At 73.3% G+C, this 26,192-nt stretch carries 26 protein-coding genes; 7 read left to right on the top strand and 19 right to left on the bottom strand.

Translation table 11 applies throughout. The features are described from left to right. Positions 1–2: 2 nt before the first annotated feature. Positions 3–1,205 carry an acyl-CoA dehydrogenase family protein gene (locus tag AC07B0_RS31740; RefSeq protein WP_356874752.1) on the bottom strand — a complete coding sequence of 401 codons (1,203 nt, stop codon included), beginning with the start codon at positions 1,203–1,205 and terminating at the stop codon, positions 3–5. A 94-nt stretch (positions 1,206–1,299) separates the two neighbouring features. Continuing rightward, positions 1,300–3,003, bottom strand: coding sequence for an MFS transporter (locus tag AC07B0_RS31735; protein WP_478899464.1), 1,704 nt, complete (start codon positions 3,001–3,003; stop codon positions 1,300–1,302). Positions 3,004–3,331: 328 nt separating this feature from the next. Here AC07B0_RS31735 and AC07B0_RS31730 point away from each other — a divergent pair, with 328 nt between their 5' ends. Together AC07B0_RS31730 and AC07B0_RS31725 are read left to right on the top strand one after the other, a co-directional pair. Next, positions 3,332–4,489 (top strand): glycosyltransferase family 39 protein, encoded by a 1,158-nt coding sequence (locus tag AC07B0_RS31730; RefSeq protein ID WP_478899463.1) that lies wholly within the window; start codon positions 3,332–3,334, stop codon positions 4,487–4,489. Positions 4,490–4,806: 317 nt separating this feature from the next. Then, complete coding sequence (locus AC07B0_RS31725; RefSeq protein WP_356874750.1) at positions 4,807–5,880, top strand: phosphatase PAP2 family protein; 1,074 nt, start codon at positions 4,807–4,809, stop codon at positions 5,878–5,880. Positions 5,881–6,214: 334 nt separating this feature from the next. Here AC07B0_RS31725 and AC07B0_RS31720 read toward each other — a convergent pair whose 3' ends face one another. Both AC07B0_RS31720 and AC07B0_RS31715 read right to left on the bottom strand, forming a co-directional pair. Then, complete coding sequence (locus AC07B0_RS31720; RefSeq protein ID WP_356874748.1) at positions 6,215–7,192, bottom strand: helix-turn-helix transcriptional regulator; 978 nt, start codon at positions 7,190–7,192, stop codon at positions 6,215–6,217. 56 nt (positions 7,193–7,248) lie between these two features. Next, positions 7,249–7,986: a transglycosylase family protein gene (locus AC07B0_RS31715; RefSeq protein WP_478899462.1), complete on the bottom strand. Its 738-nt coding sequence runs from the start codon at positions 7,984–7,986 to the stop codon at positions 7,249–7,251. Between the two features lie 292 nt (positions 7,987–8,278). Between AC07B0_RS31715 and AC07B0_RS31710 the strand changes: the two genes are divergently transcribed. Together AC07B0_RS31710 and AC07B0_RS31705 are read left to right on the top strand one after the other, a co-directional pair. After that, positions 8,279–9,091, top strand: coding sequence for a hypothetical protein (locus AC07B0_RS31710; protein WP_469381798.1), 813 nt, complete (start codon positions 8,279–8,281; stop codon positions 9,089–9,091). 227 nt (positions 9,092–9,318) lie between these two features. Continuing rightward, positions 9,319–9,690, top strand: coding sequence for a hypothetical protein (locus tag AC07B0_RS31705; RefSeq protein ID WP_356874742.1), 372 nt, complete (start codon positions 9,319–9,321; stop codon positions 9,688–9,690). Positions 9,691–9,709: 19 nt separating this feature from the next. On the opposite strand, the gene der is transcribed toward AC07B0_RS31705, so the two are convergent. The 5 genes from der to AC07B0_RS31680 form a co-directional block, all read right to left on the bottom strand. Next, positions 9,710–11,173, bottom strand: a complete 1,464-nt coding sequence (gene der, locus AC07B0_RS31700) for a ribosome biogenesis GTPase Der (protein WP_356874740.1) — start codon at positions 11,171–11,173, stop codon at positions 9,710–9,712. 75 nt (positions 11,174–11,248) lie between these two features. After that, a complete protein-coding gene (locus AC07B0_RS31695) occupies positions 11,249–11,932 on the bottom strand; it encodes a lysophospholipid acyltransferase family protein (protein ID WP_478899461.1) in 684 nt (227 codons plus the stop codon). Continuing rightward, a complete protein-coding gene (gene cmk / locus AC07B0_RS31690; protein WP_356874736.1) occupies positions 11,893–12,594 on the bottom strand; it encodes a (d)CMP kinase in 702 nt (233 codons plus the stop codon). Before cmk ends, AC07B0_RS31695 begins: the two co-directional genes overlap by 40 nt. Before the next feature lie 154 nt (positions 12,595–12,748). After that, positions 12,749–13,837 (bottom strand): prephenate dehydrogenase, encoded by a 1,089-nt coding sequence (locus AC07B0_RS31685; protein ID WP_356874734.1) that lies wholly within the window; start codon positions 13,835–13,837, stop codon positions 12,749–12,751. 187 nt (positions 13,838–14,024) lie between these two features. Then, positions 14,025–14,465, bottom strand: coding sequence for a YidB family protein (locus AC07B0_RS31680; protein WP_356874732.1), 441 nt, complete (start codon positions 14,463–14,465; stop codon positions 14,025–14,027). 137 nt (positions 14,466–14,602) lie between these two features. Here AC07B0_RS31680 and AC07B0_RS31675 point away from each other — a divergent pair, with 137 nt between their 5' ends. From AC07B0_RS31675 to AC07B0_RS31665, 3 genes are all read left to right on the top strand, one after another. Continuing rightward, the gene (locus AC07B0_RS31675) at positions 14,603–14,944 is read left to right on the top strand and encodes a DUF952 domain-containing protein (RefSeq protein WP_478899459.1); all 342 of its coding nucleotides are present in this window, start codon (positions 14,603–14,605) and stop codon (positions 14,942–14,944) included. 78 nt (positions 14,945–15,022) lie between these two features. Beyond that, positions 15,023–15,478: a Rieske (2Fe-2S) protein gene (locus AC07B0_RS31670; protein WP_356874728.1), complete on the top strand. Its 456-nt coding sequence runs from the start codon at positions 15,023–15,025 to the stop codon at positions 15,476–15,478. A 28-nt stretch (positions 15,479–15,506) separates the two neighbouring features. Next, complete coding sequence (locus AC07B0_RS31665; RefSeq protein WP_478899458.1) at positions 15,507–16,187, top strand: nucleotidyltransferase domain-containing protein; 681 nt, start codon at positions 15,507–15,509, stop codon at positions 16,185–16,187. A gap of 44 nt (positions 16,188–16,231) precedes the next feature. Here AC07B0_RS31665 and AC07B0_RS31660 read toward each other — a convergent pair whose 3' ends face one another. From AC07B0_RS31660 to ald, 10 genes are all read right to left on the bottom strand, one after another. Further along, complete coding sequence (locus AC07B0_RS31660; protein WP_478899456.1) at positions 16,232–17,281, bottom strand: ADP-ribosylglycohydrolase family protein; 1,050 nt, start codon at positions 17,279–17,281, stop codon at positions 16,232–16,234. Further along, positions 17,278–18,048: an NUDIX hydrolase gene (locus AC07B0_RS31655; RefSeq protein ID WP_356874722.1), complete on the bottom strand. Its 771-nt coding sequence runs from the start codon at positions 18,046–18,048 to the stop codon at positions 17,278–17,280. The genes AC07B0_RS31660 and AC07B0_RS31655 overlap by 4 nt, the downstream gene beginning before the upstream one ends. Then, positions 18,045–19,133, bottom strand: coding sequence for an AAA family ATPase (locus AC07B0_RS31650; protein ID WP_478899455.1), 1,089 nt, complete (start codon positions 19,131–19,133; stop codon positions 18,045–18,047). The genes AC07B0_RS31655 and AC07B0_RS31650 overlap by 4 nt, the downstream gene beginning before the upstream one ends. Further along, positions 19,130–19,738 (bottom strand): nicotinamide riboside transporter PnuC, encoded by a 609-nt coding sequence (gene pnuC / locus AC07B0_RS31645; RefSeq protein ID WP_478899454.1) that lies wholly within the window; start codon positions 19,736–19,738, stop codon positions 19,130–19,132. Before pnuC ends, AC07B0_RS31650 begins: the two co-directional genes overlap by 4 nt. Before the next feature lie 118 nt (positions 19,739–19,856). Further along, entirely contained in the window at positions 19,857–21,236 is a 1,380-nt protein-coding gene (locus tag AC07B0_RS31640) for a pseudouridine synthase (RefSeq protein WP_356874716.1), read from the bottom strand. Then, positions 21,236–21,850: an SMC-Scp complex subunit ScpB gene (gene scpB, locus AC07B0_RS31635; RefSeq protein WP_467294691.1), complete on the bottom strand. Its 615-nt coding sequence runs from the start codon at positions 21,848–21,850 to the stop codon at positions 21,236–21,238. Before scpB ends, AC07B0_RS31640 begins: the two co-directional genes overlap by 1 nt. Next, on the bottom strand, positions 21,847–22,869 hold the full coding sequence (locus AC07B0_RS31630) for a segregation and condensation protein A (protein WP_478899452.1): 1,023 nt from the start codon (positions 22,867–22,869) through the stop codon (positions 21,847–21,849). Before AC07B0_RS31630 ends, scpB begins: the two co-directional genes overlap by 4 nt. A 92-nt stretch (positions 22,870–22,961) precedes the next feature. Continuing rightward, positions 22,962–23,471 (bottom strand): hypothetical protein, encoded by a 510-nt coding sequence (locus tag AC07B0_RS31625; RefSeq protein ID WP_356874707.1) that lies wholly within the window; start codon positions 23,469–23,471, stop codon positions 22,962–22,964. Further along, entirely contained in the window at positions 23,456–24,616 is a 1,161-nt protein-coding gene (locus tag AC07B0_RS31620) for a ParA family protein (protein ID WP_467294697.1), read from the bottom strand. Before AC07B0_RS31620 ends, AC07B0_RS31625 begins: the two co-directional genes overlap by 16 nt. Before the next feature lie 326 nt (positions 24,617–24,942). Further along, a complete protein-coding gene (gene ald, locus AC07B0_RS31615) occupies positions 24,943–26,058 on the bottom strand; it encodes an alanine dehydrogenase (protein WP_356874703.1) in 1,116 nt (371 codons plus the stop codon). Positions 26,059–26,192 lie beyond the last annotated feature (134 nt).

Genomic DNA, 26,192 nt, shown 5'->3' with positions numbered 1-26,192 from the left:
TCTCACCGGAAGGCGTCCAGCCCGGTGAGCGCCTTGCCCAGCACCAGCTGGTGCATCTCCACGGTGCCCTCGTAGGTGAGCACCGATTCGAGGTTGGTGGCGTGCCGCATGACGGGGTACTCCAGGGAGATCCCGTTGGCCCCGAGGACGGTCCGCGCGGTGCGGCAGATGTCGATGGCCTCGCGGACGTTGTTGAGCTTGCCGAAGCTGATCTGCTCCGGCCGCAGAGTGCCCGCGTCCATGCGCCGGCCCAGGTGGTGGGCGAGCAGGATGCCCTTGTGGAGTTCCAGCGCCATGTCCGCGAGCTTGGCCTGGGTGAGCTGGAAGCCGCCGATCGGCTTGCCGAACTGCTCCCGCGTCCTCGCGTAGTCGAGCGCCGATTCGAAGCTGGCGCGCGCCGCGCCCATGGAACCCCAGATGATCCCGTACCGCGCGTGGCTGAGGCAGCCCAGCGGCCCCTTGAGCCCGGTGACGCCCGGCAGGACCGCGTCCGCGGGCAGCCGTACGTCGTCCATGACGAGTTCACTGGTCACCGAGGCGCGCAGGGACCACTTGTGCTTGATCTCCGGCGCCGAGAAGCCTGCCGAGTCCGTGGGGACGGCGAAGCCGCGGATCCCCTCGTCGGTCTGCGCCCAGACCACGGCGACCGAGGCCACCGAGCCGTTGGTGATCCACATCTTGCGGCCGTTCAGCACCCAGTCGGTGCCGTCCCGCTTCGCGTACGTGCGCATGGCCGCCGGGTCGGAGCCCACGTCGGGCTCGGTCAGCCCGAAGCAGCCGATCAGCTCGCCGGCCGCCATGCCGGGCAGCCAGCGCTGCTTCTGCTCCTCGGAGCCGTACTTCCAGATCGCGTACATGGCCAGCGAGCCCTGTACGGAGACCAGCGAGCGGATCCCGGAGTCGGCGGCCTCCAGCTCCAGGCAGGCCAGGCCGTACTGGACGGCGCTGGAGCCGGCGCACCCGTAGCCCTCCAGGGACATTCCGAGGGCGCCGATCGAGCCGAGCTCACGGGCCAGCTCGCGGATGCCGGGGAGCTCGCCGTCCTCGTACCACTGCGCGATGTGCGGCAGGACCCGGTCGGCGGCCCAGGAGCGGACCGTGTCGCGGACGGCGAGGTCCTCGGGGCCGAGCAGCTCGTCGAGCCCGAGCGGATCGGTGGGGACGAAGGGGGTCTTCGACGCGGAGGACGCAGACGAGGCGGACAAGAGGGGCCTCCCGGCAGGCACGTGGGCGAAACCTAGCGGTGCAAGTTTGTCGCCGGTCGGGCCCCGGGTCCACCCCCGTCTTCGGGGCGGGCCGTCAGGCGGTGCGGCCGGACGCCCCGCCGACGGCCCGGTCGCACTCGGCCTGCGCCGGACCGGGGATCCGCGCGCCGGCGGGAGCGGCCGGGCCGGATGCCTGCGCGGGCAGGCGTACGGACTGCTCGGCGGGCTCGTCGGCCGCCGGCGCGGTGTCCATGGTGCGCGGCAGCTTGAGCGCCATGACGGCGCCCGCGAGCAGCAGGCCGGCGCTGACGACGAGGGTGACGTGCAGCCCGTGGACGAAGGAGTGCCGGGCGGCGGCGTACAGGGACTCCCCCGCCGGGCCGCCGAGCTGCGCGGCGATCTGGTAGGCCTCGCCGAGGGAGTGCGCGGCGCCCGCCGACTCGGCGGCGGAGACTCCGGGGATCCCGAGGAGACCGGGCGCGTAGGCGGCGTTCATGACGCTGCCGAGCAGGGCGATGCCCATGCCCGCGCCGAGCTGGTACGAGGTCTCGCCTATGGAGGCCGCCCCGCCGGCGGTGGCCGCCGGGGCCTCGCTCAGCATGGACTCGTAGGCGGCGAACAGCGTGGTCTGGAGGCCGAAGCCGAGCAGGATGAAGCCCGCGGTCAGCAGCACGGGCCGGTCCTGCTGGCCCATCAGCGTCAGCAGCAGCACGGCGCCGGCGGTGAGCAGGAAGCCCAGCGAGACCATCGTGCGGGGCCCGACGCGCTGGAGGGTGTACGAGCCGGTGGCGCCCGCGGCCATCGCGGCGAAGGTGAGCGGCAGCAGCCGCAGGCCGGTCTCCAGCGGGGTCAGGTGCAGCACCAGCTGGAGGTACTGGACGGCGATGAGCTCCAGGCCGACCAGGGCCAGCATGGCCAGCACGATGCAGCCGACGGAGGTGGAGAAGGCGGCCCGGGAGAACATCCGCATGTCGATCAGCGGGTGCTCGCGCCGCTTCTGGCGGCGTACGAAGAGGATCAGCAGGGTCACGCCGATCACCAGCGGGACCAGCGCCTGGGGGTCCGCGAGGTGGCGTTCGGCGCCGATCCGCTTGATGCCGAGGACCGATCCGAGCACACCGGCGGCGGCCATCAGGGCGCCGAGGACGTCCCAGGGTCCGTCCGAGGAGCCCTTGGACTCGGGGAGCAGCCAGCGGCCGAGCGGCAGGATCAGGGCCATCAGCGGGATGTTGATCAGGAAGACGGAGCCCCACCAGAAGTGCTGGACGAGGAATCCGCCGAGTACGGGGCCGCTGGCCGCGCCGATCGCGGCGACGGCGGTCCAGATGCCGATGGCCAGCGCCCGCTCGCGCCGGTCGGGGAAGACCTGGCGCAGGATCGACAGGGTGGCGGGCATGATCATCGCGCCGCCGATGCCGAGCAGGGCGCGCGCGGCGATCAGGACCTGCGCGTTGTCGGCGAGGGCCGCGATGGCGGAGGCCACGCCGAAGAGCCCGTAGCCGAGGAGCAGGATCCTGCGGCGGCCGACGCGGTCTCCGAGGGTGCCGAAGAGGATCAGGAGCGCGGCGCAGACCAGCGGGTAGGCGTCGACGATCCACAGGAGCTCGATCGGGCCGGGGCGCAGGTCCTCGGTGACGGAGGGGACGGCGACGTGCAGGATCGTCGCGTCGAGCGCGACGAGCACCAGGCTGACGCACAGGACCGCGAGGACCAGCCAGCGGTTCGCCCCGTCGGAGGCCGCGCCGATCCGCTGCCGGAGGGAAGGGGTCCTGTCGCCGGTCATGTTCGTCCCCGACATGCATGTACCTCCCAGGTGATCCCTCGCACTCGGCGGACCTGCGTCGTCGGCCCGCCGCGGGTGGTGCGCTTGCGGCGTCCAACGGGGTCCGGCATCGACACGCGAGTGAAGGGTCAGCGTACGCGAGTTCGCGTGTCCGACACGTGGTCAAGCTCTCATCGCGGCGGCGGCCGCCGTGTGGTGTGCGCCACTCGCTCCCCTCCTCCCTCCGGCCGCCCTCCGTCCACCTTCCCTCCGTGTACACGGCCGTTCACTTTGCGTGGTTCCGTCCGGTCCGGTCCGGCCGGGCGGCGGAGCCGCCGACGGCCGGGCCCGCGAGACTGTGCGGGTGAGAGACGCGCCCCTGATCCCCGAGAACGATGTGAACGACGTGCCGGTGGCGGCCCCCGGGCTGCGGCGGGCCGCGCCGGCGCTGGCGGTCTTCGCGGCGGTCCGGCTGCTCGGCCTCGCCGTCCTCTCGGTGTGGGGGGCGGTGGCGGACAGCAGTCCCCACACCCTGCTCTCGGCCCGCTGGGATTCGCTCTGGTACGCCCGGATCGCCGCCGAGGGGTACGGGTACGAGGTGGTCCTGCCGAGCGGGGCCGTCCATTCCAACCTGGCCTTCTTCCCGCTGCTGCCGTGGCTGGAGCGGCTGGTGGCGGCCGTCACGGGGCTCTCGTACGGCTCGGCGGGCCTGGTGGTCTCGGTGCTGGCGGGGCTCGCCGCCGCCTGGGGGATCTTCGCGGTGGCCGCACTGCTGTACGGGCGCCGCGCCGGGATCCTCGCGGTCGCGCTCTGGGCGGCGCTGCCCGTCGCCGTCGTGCAGTCCATGGCCTACAGCGAGGCCCTCTTCACGGCCCTGGCCGCCTGGGCTCTGTACGGGGTGCTGCGCGGGCACTGGATCACGGCGGGCCTGCTCGCGGCCGCGGCCGGACTGACCCGCCCGGTCGGCGCCGCCGTCGTCGCGGCGCTCTGGGTGGCGGCCGCCCTGGCGTGGCGGCGCGGGGAGCGGTCCTGGCGGACGGCCGCCGGGGTGCTGCTGGCCCCGCTGGGCGCGGCGGCGTACGTGCTGTGGGTGGGACACCGGACCGGCGGCGGCCTGCTGGGGTACCTGGACGTGCAGGCCGGCTGGGGCAACGGCTTCGACGGGGGCTGGGCCTTCGCCCGCTTCGTCGGGGCGCGGCTGGCCTCCCCGGCCTTCCTCGCCGGGGTCGGGCTGATCGTCGGGGTGCTTCTGGTGCTGTGGCTGTACCGGCTGTGCGTACGGCAGCGGCAGCCCGCCGCGCTGCTCGTGTACTGCGGGATCGTGGTGGCGCTGGCCCTGTGCGCCTCCGGGTACTTCGGCTCCAAGCCCCGGCTGCTGCTGCCGGCGTTCCCGCTGCTGCTGCCGGTGGCGGTGGCGCTGGGCCGGTGGCGGACCCGGCGGGCGGCGGCGGTGCTGGGGGCGCTGGCCCTGTGCTCGGCGGTGTACGGGGCCTTCTGGCTGAACGGCTCGGGACCTCCGTAGGGAGGGCCGCGGGAAGGGTGCGGGGGAGGCGCAGGAGGGACGCGGGAGGGGCCGCCGGAGGACCGCCGGGGCCGCGATCACGGAACGGATCATTCCAATCCATGATTGGGCAAAGGAATTGACCTGCGGCAATAAGACTCCCGTAAGTATGCAGATAATTACGGGGCCGGAGCCACGGGAGTTGAATCCACGGAGTTCCAACCGGTGCCGGAATAACGGGAATTAAGTACTGCGTGAGACGCACTCCACATCACATGGTCATCACAAAGCCCGCGATTCGACCGGGCCGCGCTTCGACGCGCGGTAACGTCGATTGAGTGCGTACCGACCAATTGCTGACCCGTCTGGAGCCGGTGTTCGCCCGGCTGGACCGGGAACCAGAGCGACCGGCTCATCTGCAAACGCCGCAGATGAGCCGGCACCGCGTCGTGCTCCTCGCCTCGACCCTCGCCTTCTACCTCGCGATCGTCGTGGCCGTGCTGATGACGTCCTGGCTCGTCCGGCTGGACTGGCAGATCATGTTCTTCCGGCCCTACGAGCAGTGGCCGCAGCTGCACGCCTTCCTCGACTACCTCGTCGTGCTCGGCCAGCGCGGACCCACCGCGGTGATGGTCGCGGCCTGGCTCGGCTGGCGTTCCTGGCGCCAGCACACCCTCCGGCCGCTGATCACGCTCGGCGTGGCCCTGCTGCTCCTGAACGTCACCGTCGGCGCCGTCAAGCTCGGCCTCGGCCGGCTCGGCCCCCACTACGCCACCCAGATCGGCTCGGCCGAGCTCTTCGCGGGCGGCGATATATTTCCTTCCGGCCACACCGCCAACGCCGTCGTGACCTGGGGAATCCTGGCCTACCTGGCCTCCACCTCGGTCACCCGGCGGGTGCTGTCCATCGTCTCCGCGGTCGTCTCGCTGAGCGTCGGCGCCACCACCGTGTACCTCGGTACGCACTGGGTCTCCGACGTCCTGCTCGGCTGGACGGCCGGCATCCTGATCATGCTGGCGCTGCCGTGGTTCGAGCCGCTGATCGCCCGCGCCGAGGCCTACGTCTTCGAGCTGCGCGAGATGCTGCGGCGCCGGCTGGAGGAGGGCCGGATCTCCGAACCGGTCGCGGCGGCGCTCACCCCGCTGCTCTCCGCGGGCGGGAAGTGGCAGCCGCGGCGCGCCACCGGGACCGGGGCCCAGGCTCCCGCGCCCGCCGCCGCTGCGGCCACCGCCGCGGCCGCGGCCACCGCCGGGCACTCCCCCGCGCCGCGTCCCGCGGCGCACCCCGCGGCCCGGCCGCACCTGATCCGCTCCGAGCGCACCCCGGTCACCCCCGCCGGCAGCCGCCGGCCGGCGCACACCGAGCGGACCGCCGCCCGGGGGGCCGCGGCCCGGCCCGCCACCGGCGGCTGAGGCACCCCGCGCGGGAGGCGGTACGCACACCCCCTGCCCCGCGCACACGAGGCGGGCCGGTTCACCTGACCGGCCCGCCTTCGTCGTTCATATGCCCGGCGCGTCAGCGTCACGCCAGGAGGTTCCTCCGTACCGGGTCACGCTTGTGTCACGGGTTGTCGACAGCCGATTGGCCGAGCCGCCCCGCCCGGGATCCGCCGTCGGGGAGCGCGCACGGCATTGTTTCCGGCCCCCGCACAACGCGGTCGGAGTCCCTTTCGAATTCCGGTCGAGAACCGTCGAATTCCCCCGGGTATTGCCGGGCTCCCACCGCTCGGAGAGCCGCCGGACCCCCTCACCTTTTGTCCGTTGTGCCTTCCAGTGCGCGGCCGAGAAGGTCTCTCGCGGCCCGGAGCCGGCCGGTCAGCTCGGCCGGCTCCACCACCTCGAACTCACAGCCGAGCAGCATGAGGTGAATCACCAGAACGTCGAGGCTGACGGCCCCGGTGCGCAGCAGGCAGCTGTGCGCGTCGAGCGGTTCCAGCGCGCCGTCCGAGGGGCCGATGACCCGCGCCGCCTCCTGCGCCGGCATCCGCAGCCGCACCACCGCCTGGGCCGCGTACGCCCGTTGCGACACCCCCCGGGAGACGTACGCCGCCAGGTCCTCGGCGGGCGCCGGGCGCGGGGTGAAGCGCGGGCCGTGCGGCGGCCGGGGCTCGATCCGGTCCGCCCGGAACGTGCGCCAGTCCTCCCGGTCCACGTCCCAGGCGACGAGGTACCAGCGCCGCTCGGTGCACACCAGCCGGTGCGGTTCGACGGTGCGGCGGCTGACGTTGCCCTCGTGGTCGCGGTAGCCGAAGCGCAGCCGCTCGCCGTCCCGGCACACGGCGGCCAGCTCGGTCAGCACCGACGGGTCGACGGCGGAGGGGGCGGGCCCGCGCAGCATCGGCACGGTGAACTCGTTGAGGGCCGACACCCGTCGCCGCAGCCGCGACGGCAGCACCTGCTCCAGCTTGGCGAGCGCCCGTACGGAGGCCTCCCCGATCCCCTCGACGCCGTTGCCCGCCGCCGTCCGCAGGCCCACGGCCACCGCGACGGCCTCGTCGTCGTCGAGGAGCAGCGGCGGCAGCTCGGCCCCCGCCCCCAGCTGGTACCCGCCACCCGTCCCGGGACTGGCGTTCACCGGGTACCCCAGCTCGCGCAGCCGGTCCACGTCGCGGCGCACGGTGCGCGGCGTGACGCCGAGCCGGTCGGCCAGGTCGGCCCCGGTCCATTCGCGGTGGGCCTGCAACAGGGACAGCAGGCGCAGCAGTCGTGCGGAGGTCTCCAGCATCCCCGTAGTCTCGCCGACCGCCGGGGCGCCCCCGGTCCGGCCCCCGGCGCCGCGGCTCAGCGCGCGTTCGCCGGTCCGGGTACGGGCGCGGGTGCGGGCGCGGGAGGCGCCGCGGTCGGCGCAGCGGGGGTGGGTACCGGCGCCGGAGCGGGCTGCGTCTGCGGCTCGGGGGCGGGCGCCGGCCCGGGCGGCAGGGCCAGCAGCGTCCCCACCACGAGGCGCTGCGGCCGTTCCCCGATCACCTTCCGGTTGGCCTCGTAGAGCGCCCGCCAGCCCCCCGGCACCCGGCGCTTGCCCGCGATCGCGGCGAGCGTGTCCCCGGGCCGCACCACGTGCATCCGGCCGGCCAGGCCGTACCGCTTCGAGCACACCGGCCAGGCCTCCCACCCCTGGGTGCCGAGCAGGTCCTCGGCCACCCGGATCTGCTGGGTCCGGGTGGCGAGGTCCGCTCGGGGCGCGTAGGCGAGCCCGCCGTGGTCCTCCCAGGTCGGCTGCCAGAACTGCAGTCCCCCGTAGAAGCCGTTGCCGGTGTTGACCGCCCAGCGTCCGCCGCTCTCGCAGTCGGCCACGCAGTCCCAGGGCCACTCCCCGCCCGGTCCGCAGTCCCCCGGACCGCTGCCGATCATCCCGGGCGATCCCGGGTGCGCGGCGCCCGCGGGTCCCGGTGCCGGGGGCGGCGGTGCGAGGGGGGCGGGGGCCGGGGCGGCCGCCGCGGCGCCCGACGGGAGAACGAGCGCCAGCGCGGCGGCGGCCCGGACCGCGGCCCACCGGATCCGGAGACGGAGGTCGGGCATCGGCTCACGCTACGCAGCCCCCGCCCGCCCTCCGCCCCGCCACGCGGCGCGCCCGCGCGGCCCACCCGTACGGCGCACCGCCCGCCACCACTCAAACGGCCATCGGCAGCCACCAACTGCGCACAACCAGGCAACAGTTGACACGAACGCGAAGCGGCCGCCGGACGGTTCACTCTTCCGGGTGTCAGGTTCGATTCCGTTCCCTCAAACGGCGTGACCCCGGCCGCCGCTCCCGCGTTGAGCCCGGCGAGCCGGGAGCCTCCCGGCCTCCGCACGAATGAGGAGCCACCCCGTGCCGCGCATGCTCGACGTCAGTCTTGAGGTACGTGCCGAGATCGGTGACGAAGAAGCCGACAGGCTGCTCACCGGCGACGACGCCCCGCGCAGTTACGACTGCACCTCCTGCCGTACCCCCGGCGACCCCGAGAGCGACCCCACCAGCACGGTGCTGTTCGTCGGCGAGGAGACCGCCGTCCTCGCGTTCGCCCACGCCAACTGCATTCCCTCGCAGGTCGTCTCCGTGTCCGAGGAGCAGTTGCAGGGCGCGGTCCGCAGCATCACCGGCGACAGCCCGGCCCCCGCCCCGGCGCCCGCCGGCGAGGTGCCGCAGGCCGTCCCCGGCGGCCAGGCCGTCCTCGGCATCACCAGCGGTCTGGTCCTGATCAACGGAGACCTGCACCCCGCGCTGGTCGTCGAGCCGACCGCCCCGATCGCCCGCCCCGGCACCACCGGCCCGGGCGACGACTTCCTGCCGCTCCTCATCGAGCAGGGCTTCATCCCCGTCACCGACACCGACGAGGTTCCCTCCGCGCTCGCCGGCTGGTCCGTCCTGCTCGCGGGCGGCCAGCTGCACGCCGTCCTCCAGCCGGGCGTCGACGGCGGGGCCCAGGTGGCCTGGTGGCAGGCGCACCAGGCGCTGAGCGTCACCGACGGCTGGCGGGCCGCCGTCAACAAGACCCAGCGCGTGCTGATCTACGCCGCCCCCGTGGGCTCCATCGGCCAGCAGCCCCGTGAGGACCTGCTCCGCGACGCCCTGGACAAGGCCGCGAGCAACGGCAAGCTGGTCGCCGCCTCCATGCCCCTGGCCGGTACGCCGGGCGCCTGATCCCCCTTCCAGCCAGCTCCAGACTTCCCTCCGGAAGACGGCCGCCCGCCCCTCACGAGGGGGCCGGGAGGCATGCGCCGGGGGTGCGCGGTCCGTCCCGCGCACCCCCGGCGATCTGCGTTTTCCGCCCCGTCACCCCGCATCCGCAGGGCCTCGGGTTCGTTGGCTGATACGTGCATTCATACGACCCATCCCGCGCCCCGTCCTATCCGAGCAGCGTCCCCCCGATGCGCCCTTCACGGGACCGGGACCACGCTCCGGCCGCCTCGCACACCCCGATCTACGACACGCTCTACTCGGAGTACCTGCGCGCCTTCCGGGCCCTGCCGGGCGACCGGACGGGCGAGGAGGACCTCGGCTTCACGGCGTTCTCGCAGGGGAGCCCGTACAGCTCCTACAGCAGCGGATGGAACGGTTCCGCATGGCAGAGCGACCCCTGGCAGCCCTCGTACGCCCCGGTGCCGCCCGCACCCGCCCCGCAGCCCTCGTACGCCCACGCCGGCACCACCGGGTCCGGATACGGCGGCGGGCGGCAGCACCAGACCGGGATGCAGCACATCCCGGCGGCCCTGCCGCCCGCTCCGCGCCGGGGCTACTGACCCCGCGCCGGTACCGCTGCTACTTCTTCTTCTTGTACTGCGCGCCGCGCTTCTCGCGCACCCGCACCGAGATGTGGATCGGGGTGCCCTCGAAGCCGAACTCCTCGCGGAGGCGGCGTTCGATGAAGCGGCGGTAGCCGTGCTCCAGGAAGCCGGAGGCGAAGAGGACGAACCGCGGCGGCTTGCTGCCCGCCTGGGTGCCGAACAGGATGCGGGGCTGCTTGCCGCCGCGGATCGGGTGCGGGTGCGCGGCCACGACCTCGCCGAGGAAGGCGTTCAGCCGGCCGGTGGGGACACGGGTCTCCCAGCCGGCGAGGGCGGTCTCGATGGCCGGGACCAGCTTCTCCATGTGGCGGCCGGTGAGCGCCGAGACGTTCACCCGGGGCGCCCAGGCGACCTGCTGCATCTCGGTCTCGATCTCGCGCTCGAGGTAGTAGCGGCGCTCCTCGTCGAGCTCGTCCCACTTGTTGTAGGCGATCACGATCGCGCGCCCGGCCTCGACGGCCATGGTGATGATGCGCTGGTCCTGGACGCTGATGCTCTCGGTCGTGTCGATCAGGATGACCGCGACCTCCGCCTTCTCGACGGCGGCGGCCGTGCGCAGGGAGGCGTAGTAGTCGGCGCCCTGCTGGAGGTGCACCTTCTTGCGGATGCCGGCGGTGTCGACGAACTTCCAGGTGACGCCACCGAGCTCGATCAGCTCGTCGACCGGGTCCCGGGTGGTGCCGGCCAGCTCGTTGACGACGACCCGGTCCTCCTTCGCGACCTTGTTCAGGAGGGAGGACTTGCCGACGTTCGGGCGGCCGATCAGCGCGATCCGGCGCGGGCCGCCGAGGGGGGCCCCGCCGAAGGTCTGCTCGGGGGCCTCCGGCAGCGCTTCCAGCACGGCGTCGAGCATGTCGCCCGTGCCGCGGCCGTGCAGCGAGGAGACCGGGTGCGGCATGCCGAGGCCCAGGGACCACAGGGAGGCCGCGTCGGCCTCGCCGCTCTGGCCGTCGACCTTGTTGGCGCACAGCACGACGGGCTTGCCGGCCCGGCGCAGCAGCTTGACGACGGCCTCGTCGGTGTCGGTGGCGCCGACCTTGGCGTCCACGACGAAGACGACCGCGTCGGCGGCCTCGATGGCGTACTCGGCCTGGGCGGCGACGGAGGCGTCGATGCCGAGGACGTCCTGCTCCCAGCCGCCGGTGTCGACGACCTTGAAGCGGCGGCCGGCCCACTCCGCCTCGTAGGTCACGCGGTCGCGGGTCACGCCCGGCTTGTCCTCGACGACCGCCTCGCGGCGGCCGATGATGCGGTTCACCAGGGTCGACTTGCCGACGTTCGGGCGGCCGACGACGGCGAGCACGGGCAGCGGGCCGTGGCCCGCCTCCTGGATCGCGCCCTCGACGTCCTCGACGTCGAAGCCTTCCTCCGCGGCGAGCTCCATGAACTCCGCGTACTCGGCGTCGCCAAGTGCTCCGTGGTCGTGCTGGTCGTTCATGAAGTCCGTTCCTCGTCGTTCGTGGTGATCGGTGGCACCCGCGCAGCGCGGTTCCACTACTAGGTCAAGTCTCGCTCAGCGCCCGGTGAGGCGCTTGGCGTCGGCCAGGTGGGCGGTCAGCCGGTCCTGGATGCGTACGGTGGCCGCGTCCAGCGCGGTCCGCGTGCGGCGGCCCGTGCCGTCCCCGGCGTCGAAGGCGGAGCCGAAGACCACGTCGACGCGGCTGCGCAGCGGCGGCAGCCCCTTGACGACGCGGCCCTTGGCCTCGGTGCTGCCCAGGACGGCGACGGGCACTATCGGGGCGCCGCTGCGGACCGCGAAGTACGCGAGTCCGGCGCGCAGGGACGCGAATTCGCCGTCGCCGCGGGTGCCCTCGGGGAAGATCCCCAGGGCGCCTCCGTTGTCCAGGACGCCGAGGGCGCGGGTGATGGCGGTCCGGTCCGCGCCGGTGCGGTCCACCTTGACCTGCCCGATCCCTTCCAGGAAGGGGCCGAGCGGGCCCACGTAGGCTTCCTTCTTGATCAGGAAGTGCAGCGGGCGCGGGGCGGTGGCCATGACCATGGGCCCGTCGATGTTGTGGGAGTGGTTCACCGCCAGGATGACGGGGCCGGAGGCGGGCACCTTCCAGGCACCCAGCACGCGCGGCTTCCACAGCCCGTACATGAGCCCGATGCCGATGCGCCTGCCGACCGCCGCACCCTTGGAGGAGGGCGTTGAGGTCACCTGGCGCGCCGCTCTTCGACCAGGGTCACGACGCATTCGACGACCTGGTCGAGGGTGAGCTCGGTGGTGTCCACCTCGACGGCGTCGTCGGCCTTGGCCAGCGGGGACGTCTTGCGGCCGGAGTCGGCGGCGTCCCGCTTGATCAGGGCTTCCCTGGTGGCCGCGAGGTCCGCGGCCTCCTTGCCGCGCAGTTCCCCGCTGCGGCGGGCGGCGCGGGCCTCGGCCGAGGCCGTCAGGAACACCTTGAGGTCGGCGGCGGGCAGGACGGTGGTGCCGATGTCCCGGCCCTCGACGACGATCCCGGCGCCCGCCTCCGCCGCCTCGGCGGCGATGGAGCGCTGGAGGTCCGTGATCAGGGTGCGCACCTCGGGGACGGCGCTGACGGCGCTGACCTTGGAGGTGACCTCCCGGGAGCGGATGGGGCCGGCGGCGTCCAGGCCGTCCACGGTGATCGTGGGCGCGGCCGGATCCGTACCGGACACGAGGGAGGGCTTGCCGGCGGCGACCGCGATGGCCTGCGGGTCGTCGGTGTCGACGCCGTTGGTGATCATCCACCAGGTGATGGCCCGGTACTGGGCGCCGGTGTCCAGGTAGCGGAGTCCGAGCTTGGCTGCCACGGCCTTGGAGGTGCTGGACTTGCCCGTGCCGGAGGGACCGTCGATGGCGACGATCACGGCGGACGGAGCTGCGGTTTCCACGGTGCGGGCACCTTCCTGGTTGCGCGTACGTGTCCGGGCGCGCCAAAAGCGCCCCTCCCCCAGGTTACCGGCCCCCGGCACCCGCTGATTCCGCCCGTGCCGCGGCCGGTCGTACGGCCCGTCCCGCCGCCCGTCCCGCGGCCGGTTCCGGCGGCTACTGCTGGCGCAGCGCCCAGCCCCGCTCGCGCAGCTCGGCCTCCAGGCCGGGAACGGCGCGCGGCTCGACCATGAGCTGGACCAGGCCGGCCTGCTGGCCGGTGGCGTGCTCGATGCGCACGTCCTCGATGTTGACCCCGGCCCGGCCCGCGTCCGCGAAGATGCGCGCCAGTTCTCCGGGGCGGTCGCTGATGAACACCCCGACCGTCTCGTACGCGGTGGGGGCCGCGCCGTGCTTGCCCGGGACGCGGACCCGCCCCGCGTTGCCGCGCCTCAGGACGTCCTCGATGCCGGCGGCGCCGCCGCGGCGCTTGGCCTCGTCGGAGGACTGGAGTCCGCGCAGGGCCTCCACGGTCTCCTCCAGGTCGGCGGCGATCCCGGACAGGACGTCGGCGACCGGACCCGGGTTGGCCGACAGGATCTCCACCCACATCCGCGGGTCCGACGCCGCGATCCGCGTGACGTCCCGGATGCCCTGCCCGCAGAGCCGCACCGCCGTCTCGTCCGCCTCCTCCAGCCGGGCCGCGACCATGCTGGACACGAGCTGCGGGGTGTGCGAGACCAGCGCCACCGCCCGGTCGTGGGCGTCGGCGTCCATCACGACGGGGACGGCCCGGCACAGGGCGACCAGTTCCAGCGCGAGGTTCAGCACCTCGTGGTCGGTGTCGCGGGTCGGCGTGAGCACCCAGGGGCGGCCCTCGAAGAGGTCGGCCGTCGCGGCCAGGGGTCCGGAGCGTTCCTTGCCGGCCATCGGATGGGTTCCGATGTACGCCGTCGCGTCGACGCCCAGCGCGGCGAGTTCGCGGCGCGGTCCGCCCTTGACGCTGGCGACGTCCACGTAGGCGCGGGCGAGGCCGCGGCCGATCGCGTCGGCCAGGGCGGCCGCCACGTGGGCCGGGGGGACGGCCACGACGGCGAGGTCGACGCGGTTCTCCGGCGCCTCGTCGGTGCCCGCGCCGAGGGCCGCGGCGGTACGGGCCTGTGAGGGGTCGTGGTCGACGAGGTGGACGGTGATGCCTCGGCCGGTCAGGGCGAGCGCCGCGGAGGTGCCGATCAGTCCGGTTCCGATGACGACGGCGGTTCTCACGGGGTGCTCCAGGGTGATCGCGGACGGCGGGGCCTGACTCAGGGTAGCCAGCCCGTACGGCGCGAGGGCCCGGCGGCCACCCCGTGGGACGGCGGCCGGGCCCTCGTCGGATCCGGGACCGCGGGATCCGGACCGGGATCCGGAGTGCGGGATCCGGACTGCGGGATCCGGACTGCGGGATCCGGGGCTAGAACTTCTGCTGCTTGATGATGTCCTCCAGCGAACCGGTCGGCAGCTGACCTTGCGGCGACAGCTTGTCGACGGCCGTGGGCAGCGCCTGGGCGATCTGGTCGGCGGCCTGCTCAGGGCTGACGCCGGCCTGGCCCGCGGCCTTCTGGAGGACCTCGTCCGGCAGCGCGTCGGCGATCTCCGCCCCGCTGACGGCCTTGTTCTCGCCGGTGCCGAGCCAGGACTGCGCCTGGTCGGCCAGACCGGACTTGGTCAGCATGTCCATCAGCCCGCCCAACGGGTTGCCGCCGCCCGCGGCCTGGGCACCCTGGCCTCCGCCCCCGCCGCCGAGGGCTCCGAGCAGCGCGCCGAGGATGTTGCCCGCGCCACCGCCCTGACCGCCTTGACCGCCACCGCCGAGCAGACTGCCGAGAAGGGAGCCGAGGTCGTTACCCGCCATGGTCATGCCTTTCGAAGAGGGACCGGGCCGCACACCCAGCGGAGGGCCCGGCTTCGAGACACGGACAATGTCACCCGGATCGACCCGTATCGCCACTCGGCGCAACGCCCTCCGGCCGGTGCGGTACAACGGCCGTCATGATCTTCCACATCGTCCCCCTCGCCGACTGGAACGCCTCGCCGGAGTTCCCGTACGCCCCTCCCTCGCTCGCCTCCGAGGGGTTCGTCCACTGTTCGGCGGACCGCGCGACCGCGCTCGCCATCGTGGAGTCCCACTACCGGGAGGTGCCCGGCACCCTGCTCGCCGTGGAGCTGGACGAGGCGGCGCTCACGTCGGAGGTCCGCCGTGCGGGTGAATCCGGCGACCGCTACCCCCACGTCCACGGTCCGTTGAACCGGAACGCGGTGGCCCGCGTGTGGGAGGTCGTACGCACCCCCGGCCGCCCGGCGGAACTGACCCGCCGGGAGCCCGGGGTCTGAACCGGTGTGGCGGGCTTCACCTGGGGCCCTCCACACGCCAGGATGCTCGCCATCCCGGCACCCCAGCGAGGAGATCCCATGAACGACCCCACGCACACCGCCCGGCGCACCGTACTCGCGGCCGGAGCCGCCGCCCTCGCCGCCGGCACGCTCGCCGCCTGCGGAGGCGGCGGCGACGAGCCGGCGGGCGAGTCGGGCGGCGCGTCCGTCGCGGAGCCGAGCGGGTCCGCCGCGGCCCCGGCCGCGAAGGCACTGGTGAAGTCCTCGGAGGTGCCGGTCGGCGGCGGCAAGGTCCTCAAGGCGGAGAAGCTGGTGGTCACCCAGCCGACCGCCGGGTCCTTCCGCTGCTTCTCGGCGGTGTGCACGCACTCGGGCTGCCTCGTCGACAAGGTCCAGGACGGGGAGATCGACTGCCCTTGCCACGGCAGCAGGTTCAAGGACACGGACGGTGCCGTGACGAAGGGTCCGGCCACCCGGCCGCTGCCCGAGAAGAAGATCACGGTGGCGGCGGACGGCAATATCTCGCTCGCCTAGCGGAACGCTCCCCGCCTAACCTCCCGGGATGGACGACCTCACCCTGGTACGGGACCACACGATCTACGCCTGCGTGATGGGCTCCCGTGCCTTCGGCCTGGCGACGGAGGCGAGCGACACCGACCGGCGCGGTGTCTACCTCGCCCCGACGCCGCTGTTCTGGCGGTTCGACAAGCCGCCTACGCACGTGGAGGGGCCCCGGGAGGAGGAGTTCTCCTGGGAGCTGGAACGCTTCTGCGAACTCGCGCTGCGGGCCAACCCGAACATCCTGGAGTGCCTGCACTCCCCCCTGACCGAACGGATCACCCCGGCCGGAGAGGAACTCCTCTCCCTGCGCGAGGCCTTCCTCTCCCGCCGGGCCCACACCACCTTCACCCGCTACGCGAAGTCCCAGCACGGCAAGCTCCTCGCGGACGTCCGGCTGCACGGCGCCCCGCGCTGGAAGCACGCCATGCACCTGCTGCGGCTCCTCGGATCCTGCCGCGACCTGCTCCGCACGGGCCGCCTCACGATCGACGCGGGCCCCGACCGCGAGCGCCTCCTCGCGGTCAAGCGGGGCGAACTGTCGTGGGAAGAGGCCGACGCCTGGATGACCCGCCTCGCCGACGCGTCCGACGCGGCCCTCACCACCAGCCCCCTCCCGCCCGAACCCGACCGCGCCCGCGTCGAGTCCTTCCTGCACCACTGGCGCCGCGCCTCGGCGGCGTAGGCGGTCACACGATCACGCCGTCACGCCGTCACACGATCACGCCGTCACGCGTCCCAGAGGGCGCCGAAGGCCAGGAGTTCGTCCCGGTACTCGATGCGGCCCTCCCAGTCGCGGGGCCAGGCGTCCGCGCCGAGGTGGGCTCCCGCGAACGCGCCGGCGAGGCAGGCGATCGAGTCGGAGTCGCCCGACGTGCAGGCCGCGCGGCGCAGGGCCAGGAGGGGTTCCTCCGGAAAGAGCAGGAAGCACTGGAGGGCCGTGGCCAGGGCCTCCTCCGCTATCCAGCCGGCGCCGGTGGTCAGGCAGGGGTCGGTTTCCGGGGAGGGCGTGCGCAGGGCCGCCGCGAGCCGGTCCAGGACGCCCAGGCAGTCGTCCCAGCCCCGCGCCATGAAGGACTCCGGCGAGGCGTCGGAGGCGGTGCGCTTCCAGAGGTCGCCGAGCCAGCGCTCGTGGTAGCGGGTGCGGTTCTCCAGTGCGTACGAGCGCAGCCGGCCGACCAGGCCGGTCACTTCGGTGCCGCCGGCGAGCAGGTGGACCGCCCGGGCGGTGAGGTCGGATGCGGCGAGGGCGGTCGGGTGGCCGTGGGTGAGGGCCGACTGGAGCTGGGCCGCCCCGGCGCGTTCCTCCTCGGTCCAGCCGGGCACCAGCCCGACGGGCGCCACGCGCATGTTCGCGCCGCAGCCCTTGGAGCCGATCTGGCTGGCGTCCCGCCAGTCCCGCTCCGGGTGGTCCAGCAGCCGGCAGGCCGTCATGCAGGTGCGGCCGGGCGCGCGGTTGTTCTCCGGGGAGTGGTACCAGTCGACGAACTCCTCCCGGACCGGCCGGGCGAGCCGCAGCGGGCCGACGCGGCCCCGCTCGCCGGCCGTCCGCATGCCGCGGGCCAGGGCCAGCGTCATCTGGGTGTCGTCGGTGACGATCGCCGGACGCGGCAGGGCCATCTCCCGCCACGGCCCGGTCTTGGCCAGGATCGAGGGGACGTCGTTGAACTCCGTCGGGAACCCCAGGGCGTCGCCCAGGGCCAGGCCGACGAGGGCTCCGGTCGCGGGGCGCTTGGCGGTCGTCCTCGGCGCGCGGGCCGTCGTCGTGTTCGTCGTCATCGGGCGAAGCCTTCCGGGGGTCGGAGCAGGGGAGGGTGGAGGGTGGTCGCCGGTCCCGCCCGGTGGAGCGCGGCCGGTTTGCCGCGGCCGCCGGTCAGCCGGGCGGCGCCGGGCACGGCCTCGACGAAGCCGGGCGTCGCGAGCACCTTGCGGCGGAAGTTGGGCCGGTCGAGGGCGGTGCCCCAGACCGTCTCGTAGACGGCCTGGAGCTCGCCGAGGGTGAACTCGGGCGGGCAGAAGGCGGTGGCCAGGCAGGTGTACTCCAGCTTCGAACCCACCCGCTCCCGGGCGTCGGCCAGGATCCGCGCGTGGTCGAAGGCCAGGTCCGCGGCGTCCTCGACGCGCACCCACCGGGCCCCGTCGGCGTCGCCGCCGCCTTCCGCGGCCGGTTCGGGCATGTCCGGGACCAGGGCGGTGAAGGCCACCGACACCACCCGCATCCGGGGGTCCCGGTCCGGTTCGCTGTAGGTGCGCAGCTGTTCCAGGTGCAGGTCCGCGACGAGGGCCTCGGCCAGACCGGTCTCCTCGGCCAGTTCGCGGCGCGCGGCCGTCTCGGCGGACTCCCGGGGCAGGACGAAGCCGCCGGGGAGCGCCCAGGCACCCGCGTACGGTTCCTGGCCGCGGCGGATCAGCAGCACGTGCAGGGCGCCGCCGCGCACGGTGAGGACGGCGAGGTCGACGGTCACCGCGAACGGCTCGAAGGCGTGGGGGTCGTAGTCCTGCGGACCGCGCGCGGGGGGACCGCCCGCCGGCCCCGGCCCGTTCACCGCTTCTCCGGGAGGGGGTCCGCGAAGTGGTGGCCTTCGGCGATGAGGGCGTCGACCGCCGTGACGGCCGTCTCCAGCCGGGTGCGCCGGTCCCCGCGCAGGACGAGGAAGCGCCGTCCGGTCGCCTCCAGTTCCTCCCGGAACCGGCCGGTCATCCACGGCCGCAGCTGCGGGCCGTCCCGCAGCCCGTCGTCCTCGAAGGGCACCCCGGCGTCGTCGGTCAGCAGGTACAGGTCCCGGCGGGTCAGGGCGGCGATCTTCTCGACCTCGGCGTTGCGGCCGCCCAGGTACCGCTCGTGCCAGATGCCGGTCGCGAAGGAGTCGGTGTCGCAGAAGAGGACGGGCGAGCCGAGCCGGGCCGCCCGTTCCTCGGCCTCGTCCTGGCGGCGGGCGATCACGGGGAACTCCCGCGAGGCGAAGGTCACCTCGGACCAGGAGGCGGCCGGGTCGGCCGCCCGGGCCGCGGCGAGCTTCTCCTCGCTGTACTCGCGTCCGTACTCGGCGACCCAGCCCGTCCCGGCCCAGACCCCGCCCCGCGCCCGGTAGCGCGCCGCCAGGTCCCGCGACAGGGTCGTGGTCCCGGTGGACTCGGCGCCCAGGACGACGACCCGCCGGGTCAGGGCGGCCCGTACGGCCGGTCCCAGGAACTCCCAGCACGCCACGGGATCCGCGCGCACGGCCGTCCCGGAGACGGGGAACAGGGTCCGCTCCGGGTCGACGCAGACCTCCTGCGCCCCGAACCGCCGCGCGAGTTCCGTCCCGTACGCCTCGGAGGTGAACACGGCGTCCACGGGCCGGCCCACCGCGCTCCGGAAGATCGCCATGTGGGCCTCCCAGACCGCCGGGTCGTGCAGGTCGACCGGGATGTCGTCGACGGCGCCGACCACGTCCGCCCCGGGGTGTTCCTCGCGCATCCAGGCGACCCGGTCGGCGAGCGGCACCGACTCCACGGAGGCGGCGCAGACCAGTACGGTCAGCCGCTCGCACCGGTCCTGGGCCGTGCGCACGAGGTGGTGGTGGCCGGCGTGCGGCGGGTAGAACTTGCCCAGCACCAGGCCGTGCCCGTACCGCTCGCCGGCGCTCATGCCGCCGCCCCGACGGCCGTACGGGCGCCTCGCGCCGGCAGGGTGCGCCGCCAGCCGATCAGCCCGGCCACGCACAGGGCGAGGAAGCCGGTGTACAGGACCGAGGTCAGGTACAGCCCCTTGTAGGCGTAGAGCGGGACGTAGACGAGGTCGGCGGCGATCCACAGCCACCAGGACTCCAGGCGCTTGCGGCACTGCCCGTAGGTGGCCATGAGCGAGAGGGCGGTGGTCAGCGCGTCCCAGAACGGCACGGTGGAGTCGGTGACCCGGTCCAGCCGGAGGGTCAGCGCGGTGGTTCCCACCGCCCCCGCCGCGATCAGCCAGGCCCATTCGGCGCGCGTGGTGCGGCGCACCGGAAGGGCTCCCGCGGTTCCTGGTCCACCCCCGTGGGTCCAGGTCCACCAGCCGAAGGCGGCGAGGGCGATGAAGACGATCTGGAGCCCGGCGTCGGCGTAGAGGCCGGCCTGGGTGAAGAGCACGATGAAGAAGACGTTGTTGGCGATGCCGACCGGCCAGTTCGCGACGTGCTGCCGGCCCACCAGCCAGACGCAGACGGCCCCCGTGGCGAACCCGAGGATCTCGGTCCAGCTCGTACTCCAGCCCATGACGGCCCCCGCTCCCTTTAATAGTCACCCTGACTATAAACAGGGGCGGGACGGCCTGACAAGCGGAAGAGCCCGCGGCGCCGGGGCGCCGCGGGCTCTTCTCGGGGAACGGGAGGGGTTACAGACCGACCTCGCGCATCAGCATGCCGACCTCGGTGTTGGTCAGGCGGCGCAGCCAGCCGGACTTCTGGTCACCGAGCTCGATCGGGCCGAAGGAGGTCCGGACGAGCTTCTCGACCGGGAAGCCGGCCTCCGCCATCATGCGGCGCACGATGTGCTTGCGGCCCTCGTGGAGGGTCACCTCGACCAGGTAGTTCTTGCCGACCTGGTCGACGACGCGGAAGTGGTCGGCGCGGGCGTAGCCGTCCTCCAGCTCGATGCCGTCCTTGAGGCGCTTGCCGATCTCGCGCGGCAGCGGGCCGGTGATCGCGGCGACGTAGGTCTTCTTCACGCCGTACTTCGGGTGCGTGAGGCGGTGCGCCAGCTCGCCGTGGTTGGTGAGCAGGATGATGCCCTCGGTCTCGGTGTCGAGCCGGCCGACGTGGAAGAGACGCGTCTCACGGTTGGTGACGTAGTCGCCGAGGCACTGGCGGCCGTCGGGGTCCTCCATGGTGGAGACGACGCCGGCGGGCTTGTTCAGCGCGAAGAACAGGTACGACTGGGTGGCGACGGTCAGGCCGTCCACCTTGATCTCGTCCTTCGGCAGGACGCGCTTGCCCTGCTCCAGCACGATCTCGCCGTTGACCTCGACGCGGGCCTGCTCGATGAGCTCCTCGCAGGCGCGGCGCGAACCCATGCCGGCGCGGGCGAGGACCTTCTGCAGGCGCTCGCCCTCCTCCTCGGCACCCGGGAAGGTCTTCGGCGTCTTGATCACGGGCTTGTCGGCGTACCGGTCGCGCACGCGCTCCTCGATCCGCGCGTCCAGCTCGCGCGGGCGGGACTGGCCGCTGCGGCTGCCGGGACCGCGGCGCGGGCCGCCGGCCCCGCCGATGCCGGGGGTCTTGGAGGTCTTGGGGCCGCCCTTGGCGCCACCGCGCGCCGCGGCGCCACGGGCACCGGAGCCGCCCCGGCCGCCGTCGGCGGCGCCGCGGGCACCGCCGCCGCCCGCCTTGGCACCGCCGCGGCCGTTGCGCTCGCCCTCGGGGCCGACGTCGTAGCGGCGCTCCTCGGGGCGGGGGTTGCGGATGCGGGGCGCCGGCTGGTCGCGGTCGCGCGAGTCGGAGCCGCCCTGGTAGCCGCCGCCACCCTGGTAGCCGCCGCCCGAGCCGCCCCGGTAGCCGCCGGAGGAGCTGCCGCCGCCCGAGCCGCCGCGGTAGCCGCCGCCGGAGCCGCCGCTGCCCGAGCCGCCGCGGTAGCCACCGCCGCCGGAGCCGCTTCCGCGGCTGCCGCCGCCCGAGCCCGAGCCGCCGCGGGAGCTGCCGCCGCGTGCGCCGCCACCGCCGCCGCTGCTGTTCCTGTTGCCGCCGCCGTTGCCGTTACCGTTGCCGCTGCTTCGCATCAAAGTTCCGTCGTCTTGTCGTCTTCAGAGGTATCCGGTGCATCCGGATCGAACGACGGAACACCCTCTTGCGTCTCGGCTTCGATCGCGTCCGCCTCGGGGAGGAAGGGCGCGAGCTCCGGGAGCTCGTCCAGGCCGCGCAGGCCCATCCGCTCCAGAAAGTAGTTCGTCGTCCTGTACAGGATCGCACCTGTTTCGGGTTCCGTCCCCGCCTCGGCCACCAGACCCCGCTGCAGGAGGGTCCGCATGACCCCGTCGCAGTTGACTCCGCGGACCGCCGAGACCCTCGACCGGCTGACCGGCTGGCGGTACGCGACGACCGCCAGGGTCTCCAGGGCCGCCTGGGTGAGCCGGGCCTGCTGGCCGTCCAGGACGAAGGCCTCGACGGCCCGCGCGTACTCGGGCCGGGTGTAGAACCGCCAGCCGCCGGCGACCGGCCGCAGCTCGAAGCCCCTGCGCTGCACGGTGTACTCGTCGGCGAGCTCGCGCAGGGCGTCGGCCACCTCGCGCGGGGTGCGCTCCAGCACCTTGGCGAGGTGTTCCGTGGTCGCGGGTTCGTCCACGACCATCAGGACGGCCTCCAGGGCGCCCTTGATGTCCAGCGCCTGTGTCATTCGCCCGCCTCCACGACCTGGTCGAACTCGTCGGTGACCTTCGGCATTCCGTCCCCGTCCCCGCCGCTCCAGCGCACCGTGAGGGTCCGCAGGGCCTCCTCCTGGTCGAGGACGACGGCCTTCTCCCGGTAGAGCTCCAGCAGCGCCAGGAACCGCGCGACGACGGTCAGGGTGTCCGGGGCGTCCTCGGTCAGCTCCTGGAAGGTCGCCTCGCCCCTCGCCTTGAGCAGGCGTACGAGGTGTCCCGCCTGCTCCCGCACGCTGACTAGCGGGGCGTGGATGTGGTCGACGTACACCTCGGGCCTGGCCCTGGGCTGCATGGCCCGCACCGCCAGCCGGGCGAAGCCCTCGGCGCCGATGCTGATGACCACCTCGGGCAGCAGGTCCGCGTGGTGCGGCTCCAGGCCGACCGTGCGGGGGTACCGCCTGCCCTCGTCCTCGGCCCGCAGCTCGAAGATCTCGGCGATCCGCTTGTACGCCCGGTACTGGAGCAGCCGCGCGAAGAGCAGGTCCCGCGCCTCCAGCAGGGCGAGGTCGGCCTCGTCCTCCACCTCGGCGGCGGGCAGCAGCCGGGCCGCCTTCAGGTCGAGGAGGGTGGCCGCCACCACCAGGAACTCGGTGGTCTGGTCGAGGTCCCAGTCGGGGCCCATGGCACGGATGTGCGCCATGAACTCGTCGGTGACCTCGGACAGCGCCACCTCGGTGACGTCGAGCTTGTGCCGCGAGATCAGCTGGAGCAGGAGGTCGAAGGGGCCTTCGAAGTTGGCGAGCCGCAGCGTGAACCGTCCGTCACCGGGGGCCTCGCCCTCCCCCGCGGCCTCCTGGCGGGGCTCGGCGGGGGTGTCGGCGGCCCGGGGGGCCTCGGGGGTCTCCTCGTCCGGGACGTCCTGCGGCGGGCCCGTCAGGGGCTCCTCGGCAGCTCCCGGCTCGCGGCCCAGGCTCCCGCGGCCCAGACTCCTGCGGCCCAGGCTCCGGCGGGCCGGGCGGGCGGGACGGGCGGGGTCGTCGTGCGGGGGCATCGCGGTCCAGGGTGGTGCGGAGGGTTCGGCTTACGGCCGGGCGGGCACCGCCCGCCCCCGGACGCAGCCTATGCCCTGGGGCCCGGGCCGGATCAGCGGCCGCGCAGGCGGCGTACGAGGATGCTGGCGTCCCCGCGGGACTCCAGGTCCGCCAGGACCACGGCGACCGCCTCGCGGACGATGCGGCCGCGGTCCACGGCCAGCCCGTGCTCGCCGCGCAGGACCAGCCGGGCGTGCTCCAGGTCCATGAGCTCCTCGGCGGAGACGTAGACCGTGATCTTCTCGTCGTGCCGCTCGCGGCCGCTCGGCCGCCGGTTCGCGCCCCGGCCCTGCCCCTTGCCGGACCGGGGCGAGGACGCCCCGGCGGCAGTGGCAGAACCTTCCTGCGGCCTGCGCTGCGCGCCCACCGCCGGGTCGCCGCCCTCCCGGACGCGGCCGTCTCCCGTGGTCCTCGCCGTGCCGTCCGCCGGGGCGGCCGCGTGTTCCGTGCCGCCGGCCGGCACCTCGTCGGCGCCCCGCCTCGGCGAGGACGACTGGAGGGCCGTGCCCCCGGTCGTGCGGAACAGTTCGTCGGCTCCGGGCAGACTCACTCGGCGGGACACCGGGCGAGCACCTCCCTGGCCAGCTGGCGGTAGGCGGCGGCGCCGACGGAGTTGGACGCGTACGTGGTGATCGGCTCACCGGCGACCGTGGTCTCCGGGAAGCGCACCGTCCGGCCGATGACCGTGTGGTAGACGTGGTCGTCGAACGCCTCGACGACGCGCGCCAGGACCTCGCGGCTGTGCACCGTACGGGAGTCGTACATCGTGGCGAGGATGCCGTCGAGCTCCAGCTCCGGGTTGAGCCGCTCCTGCACCTTCTCGATCGTCTCGGTCAGCAGCGCCACGCCGCGCAGCGCGAAGAACTCGCACTCCAGCGGGACGATGACCTTGTGAGCCGCCGTGAGGGCGTTCACGGTCAGCAGGCCGAGCGAGGGCTGACAGTCGATCACGATGTAGTCGTAGTCGGCCATCAGGGGCTTGAGGGCCCGCTGGAGGGTGGACTCGCGCGCGACCTCGCTGACCAGCTGCACTTCGGCGGCCGAGAGGTCGATGTTGCTCGGCAGCAGGTCCATGTTGGGGACCGCCGTCTTGAGCAGCACCTCGTCGGCCGACATGCCCCGCTCCATGAGCAGGTTGTAGACCGTCAGGTCGAGTTCCATCGGGTTCACGCCGAGGCCCACGGACAGCGCGCCCTGCGGGTCGAAGTCGACGAGCAGCACGCGGCGCCCGTACTCGGCGAGCGCGGCACCCAGGTTGATGGTCGACGTGGTCTTGCCCACGCCGCCCTTCTGGTTGCACATCGCGATGATCTTCGCCGGGCCGTGTTCGGCCAGCGGACCCGGGATCGGGAAGTACGGCAGCGGGCGTCCGGTCGGGCCGATCCGCTCGCGGCGCTGGCGGGCAGCGTCGGGGGCGAGAGTGGCCGCGTACTCGGGGTCCGGTTCGTACTCCGCGTCGGGGTCGTAGAAGTGCCCCTCGGGCACATTGTCGTAGTCGGCGAAACCAGTGGGCTTTTCGCCGCTCAGGTCGCCGGCCCTGGAGTTCACGTCTAGGCCGTCCATGCTCTTTTGGGGCGTCGTCATGTGCTGGTGGTTTGCGAAGGTGCGGACTGCGACGGAGCCGACAGCTTCGAGCCCGGCAGGACCCTGGGCCCGCTCAGGCGTCCCTGCTCGACCACCCCCAGGAGCAAATGTCGACTCATTCACAAGTCGTCTTACCTCCTCGGACGTGACCAGGACACTTATCGATAGGTCAGCGTTGCACCATGCCGACGGTTGGCGACTCTATGGCGTGTCACCGCTCAGCGGCAACACAATCCGCCGGACCCGACGCGTTGTGTCGGCAACCGAACACCACTCTGTCAAGGGCGTACGAGCTGTCGCCGCGAAGTTTCGCGGGTGTGCGAAAGGGTTAAAGGGTTACGTTCGAGGCGAGTTGAGGCGGGTCGGCGGGCACCCCGCGAACGCGTCCGGCCGGACCTTGCGGGCAAGGTCCGGCCGGATACGTGAGATTGACGTCAGTCGTTGACGGATCAGCCGAGCAGCGTGCTCAGCTCAAGGGTCTCGAGGCCGTGGGCCTCGGCGACGGGACCGTAAACGACCTGGCCGTCATGGGTGTTGAGGCCGAGCGCGAGCGCCGGGTCGCGACGGAGGGCCTCGGCCCAGCCGAGGTTCGCGAGCTGCACGATGTACGGCAGGGTCGCGTTGGTCAGCGCGTAGGTGGAGGTGTTCGGCACCGCGCCCGGCATGTTGGCGACGCAGTAGAAGACCGAGTTGTGGACCTGGAAGGTCGGCTCGGCGTGAGTGGTCGGACGGGAGTCCTCGAAGCAGCCGCCCTGGTCGATCGCAATGTCGACAAGGACACTTCCGGGCTTCATCCGGGAGACGAGCTCGTTGGTGACCAGCTTCGGCGCCTTCGCACCCGGGATCAGCACCGCGCCGATGACGAGGTCGGCCGCGAGGACGGCCTTCTCCAGCTCGTAGGCGTTGGAGACGATCGTCTGGATCTTCGTGCCGAAGATCTTGTCGGCCTCGCGGAGCTTGTTGATGTCGCGGTCGAGCAGGGTCACGTGGAAGCCCATGCCGATGGCGATCTGCGCGGCGTTCCAGCCGGAGACGCCACCGCCGATGACGACGGCCTCGCCCGCGGAGGTGCCGGGCACGCCGCCCGGGAGCACGCCGCGGCCGCCGGCCGAGCGCATCAGGTGGTAGGCGCCGACCTGCGGGGCCAGGCGGCCCGCGACCTCGGACATCGGGGCGAGCAGCGGGAGCGCGCGGTTCGCGAGCTCGACCGTCTCGTACGCGATGGCGGTGGTGCCGGACTCCAGGAGGGCGTCCGTGCACTCGCGGGAGGCCGCGAGGTGCAGGTAGGTGAAGAGGGTCTGGTCCTTGCGGAGGCGGTGGTACTCCTCCGCGATGGGCTCCTTGACCTTCAGCAGCAGGTCGGCGGTCGCCCAGACCTCGTCGGCGGTACCGAGGATCTCGGCACCGGCCGAGACGTACTCGGCGTCCGTGATCGAGGAGCCGACACCGGCGTTCTGCTCGACGAAGACCTGGTGGCCGTTGCGGACCAGCTCATGCACGCCGGCGGGCGTGATGGCGACCCGGAACTCGTTGTTCTTGACCTCGCGGGGGATGCCGACCTTCATCGTCGATCACGGTCCTTGGCTCAGGGGATATTACGGGCTACTTCCATACATACCCGCCCACAAGAACGCGCAACGGGATGCACCACGGGAAGCCGCGGTGAACCCAGTCTAATGAAGGATGAGTCGCTGTCTAG

The organism is Streptomyces sp. NPDC044704, assembly GCF_056433525.1.
This window is presented reverse-complemented; position numbering and strand designations above follow the sequence as displayed.